We start from the raw sequence: 15,308 nt of genomic DNA, 5'->3' as shown, positions 1-15,308 counted from the left end.
CTTATATTTATTTTCTGGTTATGAGCCTAGCAGACTCGAGTTTCTGCATCAGGATTTTCCAAGTTTCGTAAAGGTAATATATACCTGATCTGAAGTGGTCTTCTATCAGGCTACGAATTTAAATAATTATAGGTTGAGTTTCAAGTTTTTTGCCCTGAAACCTTTCACTCTTCTGCTGCTTCTGCAGCTTTTACTGCTTCTGCTGCTTCTGCAGCTTTTACTGCTTCTTCGATTTCCTCTCTTCTTCTGGTTATAAGATGCACGTCTCCCGTACCCATACGGATAGGCTGGCCAACGATAATATTTTCCGTGACCCCCTGGAGCTGATCCACATCCCCACGCATCCCTGCATCCAGCAGATGATTTACCGTAACTTCGAAAGCTGCACGGGCAAAGACACTTGCCTTTTCACCTGAAATTCCATGCCTTCCGATCTGTTTTACTTCCCCATCACAGGTCATGAGATCGGCCACGAGCATAATATGCCGGATATCCACAGTAAGACCCTGTTCGCGCAGGGTGTCTGTCGCTTCTTTAATAATCGCATTCCTTGCAGCTTCGACTCCAAGCACTTCATAAATTTCGTTAATATTATTTGTACTTGTTCTTGTCTTGTCCACACCATCGAACTGAAGCACTTCACGCAGGGCCGAACCTTCGGTATATAGTGTGTATTCTTCTCCTTCCTTGCGGACTACCACACGTTTGATTCCTTCTATCCCTTTAAGGGTGACATTGTGGATACTTTTTGCAAGCTGGAGAAGCTCCCTGTAAGAAGGCTCTCCCGGAGCAATGATAATCTGGTTATCTATATCCGGGGAAATGGTAACCATTACGTTCAATTCTTCATTGAACTTTTCTTTTACCTGATCTATAGTAATATTCCTGCCTTCCATCGCCTTCTCATGCAGGTCAATTATCAATTTCATCTGGGAAAGATCAGTGGTCACATCAGCGATATGGTCAATTTTCGTTGCTTCAATCTCCCAGGCAAGAGCTCTTGTCTTTTCCCTGTCGTAAGCATAATCTTCAGGATTCTCTTTAGAAAGGGCAATTGTCATCATAGGAGTACTCGGAATTTTTCGAGCATCCACAATTTCTATAAGACGGGGCAGACCGAGAGTAACGTTAATCTCGGCCACACCAGCGTAGTGGAAGGTACGCATTGTCATCTGGGTACCCGGCTCCCCTATGGACTGAGCTGCAACCACACCGGCAGCGTCACAGGGCTCAATGCATGAGGTATGATACTCTTCCATTACCTGTTCTACAATCTCTTCCATTTCCTTCTTACTTACTCCGGCTTTGATGACATCCTCTCTTAGAGTATTAAGGATATTCGAAGGGAGGGGCAGATCCTTTATCATACTATCGATTGTACTTTCACTGATACTCATCAGGCCACCTCCCGGTTTACTACGGAATTGACAATTCTGTGGATTGTATCGGGTTTGCTGAAATCGCTTTTTGTGGGGTTAATCCCATCTTCTCCATACTTAAACTGCACGAGCACACCTCTGGTATCCCTGACTGTAAGGTCATACTGGACCTCCAAGTCCTGGAGCGCATTGACAAGCCTTCTCTGCAGGTACCCTGATTGTGATGTCCTGACTGCAGTGTCCACAAGACCTTCCCTACCACCAATTGCATGGAAGAAATATTCAGTCGGGTTAAGCCCGCTTTTGTAGCTTGCCTTTACGAAACCATGGGCGTCCGAACCAAGATCCCCCTTCTGGAAATGAGGTAATGTCCTGCCTGCATACCCTCTGCGGATACGTTCACCACGCACTGCCTGCTGACCAACACAGGCCGCCATCTGAGTAAGGTTCAGGATGGAACCTCTTGCCCCTGAACGGGCCATAATAACTGCCGGGTTTTCAAGTCCCATATGGCTGTCTGCTATGTTACCGGTCTCGTCTCTGGCCTTTCCGAGCTTCTGCATGATGCTCATTTCAATTGTCTCATCAAGGGTCCTTCCAGGAAGAGGTTCAAGTTCCTTATTCTGGTAAGACTTGATGAGGTTCTGCACAGCATCTTCAGCTTTGCCGAGGACTTCATTGATCTGGATCCTGGCTTCTTTCGGAATATCTTCATCAGCGATTCCGAAACTCAAGCCTGTCCGCATAATAGCCCTAACTGCAAGCATGGTCATATTATCTATGAAACGAGCTCCGGCTTCAGGGCCTATTTCCTTGATAATGCGGTCCTGAATCTTTCCTTTGAAAGCTCCAATGGCTGCCTCGTCTATCGTTCCTTTAATGAGTTCTCCGTCCCGGATTACCACATAGGCATCGTTCGGACACTCCTCTTTCTTGCAGACGTCACAGTGTGAGCAGACCTGGGCTGCAAACTGTGTATTAAGGTTTTTAGGCAGGATCTGGCTGAAGATCTGTTTTCCTGTCCAGTAGGGCTTTCCATCTGGATCGTAACCTGCAGGGGAAGGCAACTCTCGGATATCGCTCTTCCGGAGCATATCGTAAGCATCATTTTTAGGGATATGATTCTCAAAACGTGTCAGCAGGAAAAGCCCTGAAATGTGGTCATGAATCCCGCCTATAATAGGACCGCCAAAACGCGGGGAAAGAATGTTCTCCTGAACCTGCATCAGGATCTTTGCCTCAGCCCTGGACTCTTCGGTCTGAAGGGCGTGCATGTTCATCTCGTCCCCATCAAAGTCAGCGTTATATGGAGGACATACAGCAGGATTCAGCCTGAAAGTCTTATTCGGAAGCACCTTCACAGAATGAGCCATAATACTCATCTTGTGCAGAGACGGCTGCCTGTTAAAGAGTACAATGTCTCCATCTTTTAACTGGCGTTCAACTGTCCATCCGAACTCCAGCTTTTCGGCAAGGTCGTCTTTGTTTACACTTGTAACTTTTATACGCCTGCCGTCAGGGCGGAGTACATAGTTTGCTCCTGGGTGTATATCCTCCCCATTACGCACGTAAATTTTGAGCTGTTCTATATTCCTTTGTGTTACCACCAGGGGCATTGTAAGGATCCGTGCAATGGGCATAGGAACCCCTACCTCATTAATGCTCAGGTTTGGGTCAGGAGAAATTACTGTACGTGCCGAGAAGTTAACACGTTTACCCGATAAGCTTCCTCTGAAACGACCTTCCTTACCTTTTAAACGCTGGGAAAGAGTCTTTAAGGGCCTGCCTGACCTGTGCCTTGCAGGAGGTATCCCTGAGACAGAATTGTCAAAAAAGGTTGTAACGTGATACTGAAGAAGTTCCCAGAGGTCCTCAATAATGAGCTGAGGGGCGCCAGCTTCCCTGTTTTCCTGGAAGCGCTGGTTAATTCTGATAATATCTACGAGTTTATGGGTCAGGTCATCTTCACTGCGCTGCCCGGATTCAAGGGTAATCGAAGGACGAACTGTAACAGGAGGTACAGGCAGGACTGTAAGGATCATCCATTCAGGCCTTGCATTCTTCGGGTCCATCCCGATAACCCGGATATCTTCATCAGGGATATTCTCAAAACGGTCCCTTATCTCGGTAGGGGTCAGCTTCTCCCCGTTTTCGAGATATTCAGTGGGTTTTTCGAATTTAATTTCCAGCTGTTCCTCATTGCAGTAAGGGCAGGTCTTTACTTTACTGGCCTCCTTATAAGCCTCGTTAATCAGGTCATCAGGCATATGTCCGATTTCCTCAATGCCGACAAGCTGGTCCAGATAATGCTGTTTCTGTGCAGGGTCAAGCAGGAGCCTGCTGCATTTCCTGCAGGTTGCCCTGAGAAGTTTTCGGATTACTTTATTGAAGCCAACATGGACTACCGGGGCGACAAGTTCGATATGTCCGAAGTGTCCGGGGCATTCGCCTGCTCGCCCTGAACAGGTTTTGCAGCGAAGCCCAGGGTCAATAACTCCGAGTCTTGTGTCCATAAGCCCCATGTCAATTGGAAATCCGTCATCGTCGTAAGTGTCGGCTGTGATGATCGGGGTTGAACTCATTTTACGGATCTCTTTTGGAGACAGTAAGCCGAATTTAATAGAAGAAATTCTTTTCGGAATTGGAGGTACATTTGCCATATCTGTCTCACCTCATACCGCGTCTTCAAGTTTAAGCCTGGGCGCAACTCCCAGAGATTTGATTTCGTCCAGCAGCAGCTTGAATGCATAGCTCATCTCCACAGGATATATATCCGTGTCAGCCCCACAGGTTGAGCAGAAAGCGACATTTCGCTGCTTGTCATACGTTGCAATCATTCCACAGTGAGAGCAGACAAGTTCAACAACCTTATCTGACTCGTCGAGCAGCCTCTCTTTTAGCGACATGGCAGCCCCGTGGCCTACCAGCACATCACGTTCCATTTCTCCGAATCTGAGACCACCTTCTCTGGCTCGACCTTCGGTTGGCTGGCGGGTAAGCACCTGTACAGGCCCACGAGACCGTGCGTGCATCTTCGAAGTGACCATGTGGTGCAGTTTCTGGTAGAGAATAACCCCAACAAAGACATCTGCAGGGATCATCTTGCCGGTAGCTCCGTCGTAGAAAACCTCTTTTCCGGTGTGAGCAAACCCGTGCTTTTTCAGGGCTTCTCTGAGGTCTTCTTCTTTCTCTCCTGAGAAAGCTGTTGCATCAACTCGTCTGCCTTCCATGGAACCTACCTTTCCACCAATCATTTCCAGGACGTGGCCTACAGTCATACGGGAAGGAATTGCATGTGGGTTAATCATCAGGTCAGGAGTCATGCCGGATTCCGTAAACGGCATATCTGCAATAGGGACTTTCAGGCCAATAACTCCTTTTTGCCCGTGCCTTGAAGCGAATTTGTCCCCTATGTCAGGAATCCTTTCGTCTCTTACCTTTACTTTAGCAAGCCTGGTTCCGTTAATGGATTCGGTCAGGATGACCGTGTCAACAATTCCGGTTTCATTTGACCGCATTGTGATCGAGCTTTCTCTTCTCTGCTCCATTGCAATCCCGAAGTCTGACGGTTCTTCAAGGAACCTTGGTGGACTGGTTTTTCCGATAAGTACATCATTGGGACCAACCGGGGTTTCGGGATTTACAAGCCCGTCTGTATCCAGGTTTGCATAGGCTTCTGCACTGCGCGCTCCGCGGTATTCGGAGTCAGGAATCTCAAACTTGTCTTCCTGTCCACCCGGATACCTTCGTTCTTCTCCTTCGAAAGTTCTGAGAAAGTGACTTCTCCCGAGACCTCTTTCAATTGAACCCCTATTGAAAATCAGGGCGTCTTCAATGTTATACCCTTCATAGGACAGGATTGCGACCACGAAGTTTTGGCCTGCAGGTCTATCATCAAAACCTATTGCTTCCGAGGTCCTAGTTCTGGTCATTGCTCTCTGAGGGTAGTGAAGGACATGGGCCCGGGTATCAGGTCTGAGCTTCTGGTTTGCGGTTGCAACCCCAATACACTGTTTTATCATGGCTGCACCCATGGTATTACGCGGAGATGCATTATGTTCAGGATAAGGCACCATTCCCGTAGAGATTCCAAGAATAAGTTCAGGATCAATCTCCATGTGAGTGTGCTTTGGAGTAAGATCAGCCTCGTAAAGTGCGATGTAGGCATTTTCCTCTTCTTCGGCATCGAGATACTCTATACAGCCTTCTTTTACCAGTTCATCAAAATTGATTTCCTTATTTTTAATTTTCTCTATGTGCTCTTCAGTTACCTTAGGAACTCCGTTCTCCACAACTATAAGTGGCCTTCTTGCTCTGCCCATATCGGAGTTTATAATTACTTCTCTTGTGTTGCTGTTAAGAGCGACATTAACCTGCCTGGATATGAAACCCTGCCGCCTCATCTTTCTGAGCTCGTCTACAAGCTCCGTAGGGTTATCGTGGGTCCCGACAAGCTCCCCGTTTATGAATACTTTTGCTTTAGTCATCTGACATCGACCCCTTAATCACCGAACATTGATCCGCCATCATCCGAATCTGAGTAATCGTAAAACTCATCATCTTTGTATTTGCTTTCGCCTTCCGAAGGCTCTTCATATTCTTCAACAATCTCTTCTCCGAACTCATCAAGTAAGGTTTCTTTCATTTTGGCCGGGAGTTCCGGTACCTTTACAACCGCACGCTCAACATTCAGGTCGTGGAGAATTTTCTTTATCCCGTCGATGTCTTCTATACCTGTTGAAAGTTCGACCATCTCGGCAAAGTTTTTCACCAGACTACAGTTTGGACCTTCAGGAGTTTCCGAAGGACAGAGCCTTCCCCACTGGGTTGCATGCAGGTCTCGAGCCTCAAAGTGAGGCTGGGCTCGTGAAAGGGGCGAAATTACCCGGCGCAGGTGGGAAAGCGTGGAAATATAGTCATTTCTGTCAAGGAGCTGAGACACACCTGTTCTTCCTCCAACCCAGTTTCCGGTTGCCAGCGGATGCTGCAGCCGGTCAGTCAACACATCGGCTCTAACTATTGTTGCGACATTCAACTCCCTGTTTCTCATGTTTGCGCGTTCGAGCTGGTATTTTATGTCTCTTGCAAGCCTGTTGAAAGATACCCTGAAGAGGTCTTCCATCAGGTCTCCAGCTAGTTTCAGCCTTTTGTTCGCATAGTGGTCTTTATCGTCTTCCGAACGCTTTCCAAGGGCCAGCTCGAAACAGGACTCAGCCATTCTTGCCAGGAAGTGAGCCTTGGAAAGCCTGTCTTTCATGTCGTTTCCAAGATGGGGGAACAGGTACCTGTCAATAACATAGTTTGCTCTTTTTATCTGGTATTCCTTGGCCTGACCTGCAGCGACCCGGGCCCCGATTTTCTCGATTGCTTCTTCCTGGGTTTCAACTTCGGCTTCTTCGAGGTTTTCCAGCATGAATTTGATAATTTCGGGATCACTTGAAACTGCATTTACGATATCTTCATCAGTTACAATTCCAAGAGCTCTCATCAAAGTAATGAAGTATACTCTTCCGGAGATAGAAGGAAAAGAAACCTCGAGCAAGGATTTTCTTCCTCTTTCTACGATTACAAGGGCTCTGTATCCGCGCTTCTGTGAGAAAACCTTTGCAACCTCTATAGTATCGCCATACCTCTCCCCATACTCTACGAGAATCTTGTTAGGGGCGAGGTCTTCCAGGGTCATAACCACCCTTTCGGTACCGCCAATAATGAAATATCCCCCAGGGTCAAGGGGATCTTCACCATAGCGGACTTTTTCGGATTCACTAAGTCCTGGAAGGTTACAGATCTTGGATTTGACCATGATAGGAAGCTGTCCTATTTTTGCTTCCATTACTTCAGACTCAACTCCTTCTTTTACCACGCTCATTTCGAGGTAGAGAGGACCTGAGTATGAAAGGTTTCTGAGCCTTGCCTCGTTGGGATAAAGTTTTTCGATTGCCCCGTCGGCTTCCTTTACCACAGGATGTTCTACCCTGATTTTTCCAAGTTTAAGGTAGGTATCCTCGATATCGGTTTCTATTGTTCTCTGTTCATCTATGATTTTTTGCAGCCCGTAATCTATAAACTTGTTAAACGAGTCTATATGGTGCTGCACTATCTTGTCCCGTGTAAAATAAGCCTGCGACAGTATACTTGTTTCTAACGCGATGATAGCACCCTCTTTGCTTTATTAAAATGAAAATCAAGAGATTCTGATCCTTGGATCGGTGTGCAACTGTTGAGTTTTGCCATACGATGGTGCATGGGATTCAAAAAGGCATTCCGTAAAGAAAATTTGATCATACAAGCGGTTTACTCCCCTCCGCTTAATCGATCACAAGTCTATAGTAATCTGCCTCCCCTGCAGTTTGACTTTTTCTTGTGATTTTCACTACGTCTCCGACAACAGCACCTATTTCTTTACAAACAGGATCGTTCACTTTGATTTTCGGAAGTTGCTCCTTTTCAATAGAATACTTGCTTAAAACAGACTTTAACTCGCCTTCAGGCATGATTTCATGTTTAGGGACCGACTCATGGTCGAGCAGGCTGAATTTTGTCAAATCCTTTCCTCCAAAAATAAAGTATTCAAAAAATTTGTCAGACCGATTTTTCCCGTGGATGGCCTTTCCACCGGGTATAATAAAGAACATGGCGGGCCCGTAGGGATTTGAACCCTAGGCCGTCTGGTTAAAAGCCAGACGCTCTGCCTGACTGAGCTACGGGCCCATTTGCGTATATAATTCCACTTTACTTTTTTGCACCTGGATATTTTTTCATGCTACCACTGCTGCCCCGCTGCTTCAGGGAGCACCTATCACACCAGTGCAACCCTCTAATTCCAGCTATTCTATAAATAGTTTATGGTGAAGAGATATTTTCTTTCACAATTCCTGTATATTTAAGCTAAAATTATTTTTTTTGTGGTGAATTTCAACCAAATTTTTTCCAGTTTTGCTGGAAAAATATATGTACGAGAATTTTCAATTTTTAAAAAGTAAGGCCAAGAATTCAATTTATTTCTCTTATTTACGGGTAACTTGAGACATTTGCCCCGATTCTTAATAATGTCTCGATTTCCCGATAGTCACCCTCTCCAAAAATAAAGTACTAATATCAAAGTCAAATCCGAATTCCTGAAATTTAAAATTTCTAAATTTAAACATTTTATATTTAAACGTTTTTAAAGAATGTATCCAGATATATCCTAAACTCCAATGTTCCTATATTTTATAAGTCCATCCCAAAACTAATTTTATCCTCAAATTAGTAAAATTTCAAAATTATTTTCGTGATCAGAAAATCTATTACTTATTGTAGATCTGGGATTCAGAAAAATCATTTTGAGTTTTGGGATCAGCTCTATAACAATATCCTAAACTCCAATGTTCCATATTTTATAACAAATACTATTTTTATAATATAAATAAAATGAAGAGCAAATCCAATTTTAGGATGGATTCATCCAGAGTCCATCCTGTAATAAATCTTTAAAATCCTTTACTTAGATGCTTCCTTTGCTTAGATGCTTTATTGTCATGCACATAGCTTGCCATGCACATAGCACGCATGCATTATGGATTTTCCTTAAATAGTAAATAGGGTCCTTCCAAATCAGTACTAAATCTAAGGGCATACAATGCTTATTTTAGATGATAGGTATGCATTTAGAGTTTCCCCAATTAAGGTACACTCTAAAAATCAATTTTTTAGATAAACAATCTATAATACTCTTTTAAATCAAGAAAAAATTGAGATAAATACTTTATTCGTTTACAATTTATATTTATTTATAAATAAGGCATCTGATGTCATTTTTATCCATACAAAATTCAATGTTAAAAGTAAGGAAAAATCAACGTTTAATTTACCAATTAAAGTACTTAAATCATTTAAACAGCAAATAGATCATTTAATGAATGTAACTTAACTGGGGGAGGGCTGACACTACATTATATTTGGCAAATAAGGTTTAATATTCCTTAAAAAACTAATCATTTTTCAAGGGGGCTAATAGTAAAGCGAACCACTTTTCTCTCAAATCTAAACCTTTAGGCGAAAAATTCAGAGAGAGGTAGTTCACAGCCTTAAAAGTTAAATTTCATAAAAGTTAAATTTCAGAAACTCTGAATTTCATAAAATCTGAATTTCATAAAATCTGAATTTCATAAAATCTGAATTTCATAAAATCTGAATTTCATAAAAGTTAAATTTCAGAAACTCTGGATTTCAGGGAAGAGGCTCTCGCGACATATCTCTTTTTTCGGCAGGCCTGAAAGTAGCAAATTTGGGATTTTCCTCAACATCAGCTATTCCACTGTTTCTGACTAACTGCAGTGCTTTTTTTGTACTTGCTGATTGTCTGGGCTCTGCTTCTTTTGCATAATGCCTTAGAAACTTGAATTCCTTCGACAGCATTCCCACAACTACCAGCATCATGATATATTCCGTAGCCGGAGATGCAGCCCAGACTCCATCCAGGCCGAAGAAGATCGGCAGGATAAAAAGTAGAGGGAAAAGAACAACAAAAATCTTTCCAAGGTATATAAAGAGTGCTGCTCTGATTTGGTTTATTGACTGGTAATAGATAGCAGTGAGGAGCACGGTACCTTCAACGAGCAAAGAGAATATGAAAATATTCATTCCTCGAAGGGTAACTTCCAGAAGTTCGGAGTCTCCCTGGCTGAAGATCTGCACAACTTTTTCGGGAAAAAGGGAGATTAATAGAAATCCGAAAACTCCTGTAAGGATGCATGAAAGAATTGTCAGTTTCAGGGTTTTCGAAACTCTTTCATAATAGCCAGCTTCATAGTTGAAACCTATAATCGGTTGCACTCCCAGGGCTATTCCCTCAAAAAGCATAGAAAATATTGAAAGGACATATCCTATAATGCCATAGGCTGAGACCGCAAGCTCGGATCCGTAACTGAGCAGCATGTAATTGTATGCAAAGAGCACGAGAGCTAGTGAAAACTGCATCACGAAAGACGGAAGGCCGGCTCTAAGAATCTGGAGCTGGATCCTGAGTTTGAACTTCATGGCTTTAAGCCGGAGTTTCAGTTTTGCCTCCCTGCCAAAAAGGTAATTCATGAACAGCAATGCCGGGAGAGCAAAGGAAACTATTGTGGCAAAAGCGGCACCCGTCATTCCCATGCCCATACGCATGATAAAAAAGTAATCAAGCACGAAATTTACAATTACTCCTGCAATCATGATATTCATACAGAGTCTGGGGTTTCCGTCGTTTCTGACCAGTGGTTCAAGGGCAACTGAAAGAATCATAAAGACTGAACCAGCGAAGATAATCCTTAGGTAATCGCGAGCAAAAGCTAGAGCAGGCCCGCTGGCTCCAAGGATGCTGATTGAGGTTTCACAGAAGATCATCCCGATTACAGTAAAAACTGCTCCTGTAAGAAGACACAAGGAAAAAGCATTGTGTACTATATCCAGAGCTCGGCTGAGGTTCTCCTTTCCAAGTTGGAAGGCCGCAAGACTTGATGCACCGATCCCGATAATTACTCCAATAGCGATTATAACCATATAAGCGGGATAGGCTAGAGTAATTGCTGCAAGTCCCTAGCTTCCTATAGCATTTCCTATAAAAAAGCCGTCAATTATTTCCTGGATTCCGGCAATGACAACTCCAACGACGGTCGGGAATGCAAATTTCAAGAATAGATTCACTATGTTCCCGGATTTCATTTCTTCGTTACTTATCGTTTCTTCGCCACTTACCATTCCAGGTCCTCCTTAAATATTAAAGCCAGCTTTTCAGAAGCCTGGTTTTGAAACTCTGGTGCTTTCTTTTTAGAGGCCTGGTTTTGAGATCCCGGGATTCTTTTTGTCGTTGTCAGGTGGAAGAACCTGTTCAAAGAGAAGTAGGTTGTATTGTGTTTCTTTAGAGATTGATATCTTTTTAAAGTTTTACCTATTCTTGAAGGATCGAGATAATAAGATTCGGTCCTCTCAAATAGTTTGCATGAGGTCATAACTCATCCTGGACGAAGCTTCTGAAAATACGCAGATTCAAGTATAGCTGCCCTGTTGCAGAATTAATTAGTCTGTCTATGTCGAACTGGTAACTGCATATAATCTGTGGTTTAATTTGTGCGCATTCCTGCAGCACACATTCGTTTTACGAAGCTTCACCGTTTAAAGAGTAAAAGGGGATTCAAACGAACCAAAATCCTGTGCAATCATGCAACAAAGCAAGTAAAACCAGCTTCAGATAGTTATCTGATCACAGCTAATTTTAAGCAAATTTTATATATTAAAAATTATTTATATTTATAAATAGATTTGCATTCTTTTTTATTTTAACAGGTTATTTTATTTGAAGTCTTAAAAGCATTTAAATAGATAAACTATTTCCGTTTTAGGCAACAGCACTCATTAATATGTCTAAAGGTAAAAGCATGAATAAAACGGTTCAGCTCTGACTAAAAACTCTGGAAAAACATTAGATTTACTCAAGAGCTATTAACTTTGCAAATAAACGAAAATAAGCCTGAAATGAACAGCTACAGATCCAAAATAAATATGATTTACAGTATCCTCTTCAAATTTAATGGATCTTCAACCACAGAAAGAATATTACTGCTTTTATTCATATAATTTGAAGAAAATACGATTTACGATAACAATAAGATCAGATTTACGACAACGGTAAGTTTATGGTTTTCAGTTTTTCAATAAGTTTTCTCTACGAGCCTATCCCAAAAGCCATTTCGTTCTGAATCATCAAGAATTTTCAGGACTGTTTTCATGATCAGAAACTTGATTGATTGTTCGGAATACAGGATTCAGAGAAGCAATTTTGAGTTTTGGGATCAGCTCTACAATAAAAGTCAAGGGCTTACCCATCCATTTTTTATGCAAGAAGCACCTTTACGTCTTAAACTGAACTTTATTCCTTTACTCACCGTTACTCACCTTCATTCGTCGTTATTCATTTACCTGCATTCTGCTAAGCTTTTCATGTAAGCCGTTTGTATAGCTTTCTCTTCATAGTTACAAAACCTTCCAGCTGGAAAGAACAAACTGATCAAAAATGTCTACTGAAAATTATACCTGTACTCCTAATTATACCTGTACTCCTCCTGAAGTCCTGGCTCCCGTAGGCGACGAAGAAACCCTTCTTGCCGCAATTCGAGGAGGAACTGACGCGGTCTATCTCGGGGTTGGCGAATTCAACGCCCGTCAGGGTGCAAAGAATTTCACTCTTGAGAATCTTGACGAAGCTGTGAAACTGGCACACTCACACGGAGTTCTTGTTTACCTGGCTCTCAATATACCGATCAAGCAAAAAGAGTTGCAGCACGCGCTTGATATAGCAGACTGTGCATATGCAGCCGGAGTCGATGCACTTATTCTTCAGGATCTGGGGCTTCTCAGGCTTTTAAATGAAATCTATCCGGACCTCGATATTCATGCAAGTACCCAGATGACCATCCATAATAAAAGAGGAGTTAATTTTGTAGCAGGAATGGGAGTAAAAAGAGTTATAGTCTCAAGGGAACTTACTGCGGCTGAGGTAAAGGACATAGTGGATCACTCAAAAGCGGAAATTGAGGTTTTTGTTCACGGAGCTCTTTGCTACTCCTATTCGGGCAAATGTCTTTTCAGCAGTTTCCTGCATGGTAAGAGTGCAAATCGAGGAGCCTGTGCCCAGCCCTGCCGACGCAAGTACAGATTCGTGGTAAATGGCAGGGAAGTTGACGAAAGGCATATCGGAGGCAGTTATCCCATAAGCTGTGCCGAACTCTCCACAATAACAGGGCTTGAGGATATCGTAAAAACCGGAGTTGTAAGCCTTAAAATCGAAGGGCGGATGAAAAAGCCCGAGTATGTTACTGCGAGTGCCGCTGCCTATAAAGCTGCAGTCCAAGGAATCTGCGGTCCAGGAGATAATCCGACAAAAGAGGAACTTGAAGCAAGAGAAACCGAACTTGCAAAACTCTTTTACCGGGGTTTTACAAGAGGCTTCATACTTGGAGAAAAAGGCGTATCCCACCCTAAATACAGTTCAAACTACGGGGTGTTCCTTGGAAAAGTCCTTGATATTTCCCGCTCAAAAGGGAATACGAAACTTACAGTTCGGCTGAATCAGGACATCCAGGTAAAAGACGGTATAAGTATTTTCACGCGAGAGCGGATGCTCGGCTCGGCAGTTATAGGTATAGTCACGATTTCAGGCGAGCATATAAAAAGCGCGAAAAAAGGTGAAAAATTAGGGCTTGAAATAAGCTCGAAGACCGGAAGAGCAGTCCAGAGAGGTGATGAACTCTACCTCACAACAGACACACGGCTCCTCGATACCCTTCAAAGAACAAAACTGAAAACGCTTCCTGTAAGCCTGAAAGTAAGAGCCATGAAAGGAGAGCGATTTACGGTTATGATTGGAGAAGAAAATGAAAAGCCCAGAGAGATCCGGAAGACCACAGATGAGGCTCCATTTGTGGAATTCACGGATGATTACGTCGTCCAGGAAGCTGAAAAATCCCCAACTACAGTAGAGAAGATACGAAAAGCAATGGAAAGCCTTGGGGATACTTCTTTTGAGGCTGCTTCGGTTGAAATCGATGCTGATGAAAATATTTTTATTCCGGTTGGAGTGCTGAAAAACGCAAGGAGAACGGCAGCAGACCTCCTGCTGGAAAAAATCCTCAGTGTAGATAAGAAAGAACAAAAGCATCCGAGTCTTGAGGATTACAGTTACCTGTGTGACTCTGAAATCCATAGCAGTGAAGCGAGTGATCAAGATGAACTTACTCCAGCTGTCAATGAGACCTTCAACAAAACCTTAAGTGAAACCCTCAGTGAAACCCTCAGTGAAACCCTCAGTGAAACTCTCAGTAGAACCCAGGGCAGAAATTCAGCTTCAAAGCGACTCCTTCTTAGTGTTGAAGTAAATGAAAGTTCCTCTCTCTTTGAGGCTGCATTCGCCGGTGCAGATATTATATATGTTCCGGTTTCGAAGTTTGAAGAGCTTTCTGCACCCGAAAATGCAGAAAAACTTGAAGATTTGAAAGCCGAAAGGGTCGAAATTGTTTTTCGGGTTCCTCTTATAAATCATGATTATGAACTGGATAAACTCAAACCCCTGCTGGAAAAAATTAAAGATGCAGGCTTCGGGATAGCCTGTTCTGAGTTTGGGACTTTACAGCTTGCAAAAGAGCTTTCCATACCTTTTACTGCAGGAAAAGAGTTCAATATTTTCAATGCTTTTACGGCCAGTACTCTCTACAAGGCAGGAGCGTACAGATCAACTCTTTCAAGCGAACTGAACCTGAGTGAGATAAAAAATATCTGTGAGGTCCTTCAAACCTGCAAGGTCTCAGGACAGACAGAAATTTTTGTTTATGGCAGAGAACTTATGCTTATTACGGAAAATGATCTTTTAAAGCCTCTTGTTGACAGAAGAATTGTAAGAACAAGCAGCAAAGTGCTTCTCGTTGACCAAGAAGGTTCAGAATTTCCGGTCAAGCGCCTGGGGACCAGGACCCTGATTTATAACTCAAAATTGCTTGATATGCTGAAGTATGTCAAAAACCTGAAAGATTACGGTGTGGATGTGCTTCGGCTTGATCTTTCATTCAATACTCAGGCTGAGATAAAAGAGATAATAAAGGCATACAAGGAAGCCCTTGCAGGAAAAGAAAACAGGCTGAAACCTGCAAGAGGGGTTGAGTATACTACAGGGCATTATTTTAAGGGAGTTTAAGATAAAACTCCTTTAAGTATAGAACTTACGTAGTTGAACTGAAGAATCAACAGCATTAAACCGTTAACTGTCTAGAACGTGACTTTAATCCACAGTCTCTAATGTAATTGATTTTGTTCCTCAAGAGAGTAAGTCCTAAAATGAAAAATGGCTACTTTATAAAAGTTCTGATTAAGTTAAAACATATTTTTAGTTCAGGTCTTTTTGTTTGATACGGTATTCAA

General features: G+C 42.9%; 9 protein-coding genes and 1 tRNA gene. 1 reads left to right on the top strand and 9 read right to left on the bottom strand.

Annotated elements, in window-relative coordinates; translation table 11 throughout:
• Positions 1-164: 164 nt before the first annotated feature.
• From rpoA2 to MSBRM_RS04740, 9 genes are all read right to left on the bottom strand, one after another.
• The gene (gene rpoA2, locus MSBRM_RS04775; RefSeq protein ID WP_394298325.1) at positions 165-1,367 is read right to left on the bottom strand and encodes a DNA-directed RNA polymerase subunit A''; all 1,203 of its coding nucleotides are present in this window, start codon (positions 1,365-1,367) and stop codon (positions 165-167) included.
• A 29-nt stretch (positions 1,368-1,396) separates the two neighbouring features.
• Positions 1,397-4,039: a DNA-directed RNA polymerase subunit A' gene (locus MSBRM_RS04770; protein ID WP_048154844.1), complete on the bottom strand. Its 2,643-nt coding sequence runs from the start codon at positions 4,037-4,039 to the stop codon at positions 1,397-1,399.
• Positions 4,040-4,051: 12 nt separating this feature from the next.
• Positions 4,052-5,866, bottom strand: a complete 1,815-nt coding sequence (rpoB, locus tag MSBRM_RS04765; RefSeq protein WP_048119393.1) for a DNA-directed RNA polymerase subunit B — start codon at positions 5,864-5,866, stop codon at positions 4,052-4,054.
• A 14-nt stretch (positions 5,867-5,880) separates the two neighbouring features.
• Positions 5,881-7,476: a DNA-directed RNA polymerase subunit B'' gene (locus MSBRM_RS04760; protein ID WP_048154842.1), complete on the bottom strand. Its 1,596-nt coding sequence runs from the start codon at positions 7,474-7,476 to the stop codon at positions 5,881-5,883.
• Between the two features lie 211 nt (positions 7,477-7,687).
• A complete protein-coding gene (locus MSBRM_RS04755) occupies positions 7,688-7,924 on the bottom strand; it encodes a DNA-directed RNA polymerase subunit H (protein ID WP_048123125.1) in 237 nt (78 codons plus the stop codon).
• Positions 7,925-8,013: 89 nt separating this feature from the next.
• Positions 8,014-8,090: transfer RNA gene (locus tag MSBRM_RS04750), tRNA-Lys, on the bottom strand.
• Positions 8,091-9,590: 1,500 nt separating this feature from the next.
• Positions 9,591-10,925 (bottom strand): MATE family efflux transporter, encoded by a 1,335-nt coding sequence (locus MSBRM_RS04745; protein WP_255361893.1) that lies wholly within the window; start codon positions 10,923-10,925, stop codon positions 9,591-9,593.
• A 12-nt stretch (positions 10,926-10,937) separates the two neighbouring features.
• The gene (locus tag MSBRM_RS21075; protein WP_230629253.1) at positions 10,938-11,099 is read right to left on the bottom strand and encodes a hypothetical protein; all 162 of its coding nucleotides are present in this window, start codon (positions 11,097-11,099) and stop codon (positions 10,938-10,940) included.
• Positions 11,093-11,350 (bottom strand): hypothetical protein, encoded by a 258-nt coding sequence (locus MSBRM_RS04740; protein WP_048119399.1) that lies wholly within the window; start codon positions 11,348-11,350, stop codon positions 11,093-11,095. The genes MSBRM_RS21075 and MSBRM_RS04740 overlap by 7 nt, the downstream gene beginning before the upstream one ends.
• 1,061 nt (positions 11,351-12,411) lie before the next feature.
• On the opposite strand from MSBRM_RS04740, the gene MSBRM_RS04735 reads away from it, so the two are divergent.
• A complete protein-coding gene (locus MSBRM_RS04735) occupies positions 12,412-15,084 on the top strand; it encodes a DUF3656 domain-containing U32 family peptidase (protein WP_048154839.1) in 2,673 nt (890 codons plus the stop codon).
• Positions 15,085-15,308 lie beyond the last annotated feature (224 nt).

It is taken from the genome of Methanosarcina barkeri MS, assembly GCF_000970025.1.
In the GTDB taxonomy this organism is placed as follows: Archaea; Halobacteriota; Methanosarcinia; order Methanosarcinales; family Methanosarcinaceae; genus Methanosarcina; species Methanosarcina barkeri.
Note: the sequence above shows the minus strand (reverse complement) of the source record. Positions and strands in the feature narration are given on the sequence as shown.

Bases quoted from the DNA above. Each gene is read 5' to 3' on its own strand.
- MSBRM_RS04770 (WP_048154844.1), bottom strand. From the start codon at position 4,039: ATGGCAAATGTACCTCCAATTCCGAAAAGAATTTCTTCTATTAAATTC.
- MSBRM_RS04735 (WP_048154839.1), top strand. From the start codon at position 12,412: ATGTCTACTGAAAATTATACCTGTACTCCTAATTATACCTGTACTCCT.
- rpoB (WP_048119393.1), bottom strand. From the start codon at position 5,866: ATGACTAAAGCAAAAGTATTCATAAACGGGGAGCTTGTCGGGACCCAC.
- MSBRM_RS04740 (WP_048119399.1), bottom strand. From the start codon at position 11,350: ATGACCTCATGCAAACTATTTGAGAGGACCGAATCTTATTATCTCGAT.
- MSBRM_RS21075 (WP_230629253.1), bottom strand. From the start codon at position 11,099: ATGGTAAGTGGCGAAGAAACGATAAGTAACGAAGAAATGAAATCCGGG.
- rpoA2 (WP_394298325.1), bottom strand. From the start codon at position 1,367: ATGATAAAGGATCTGCCCCTCCCTTCGAATATCCTTAATACTCTAAGA.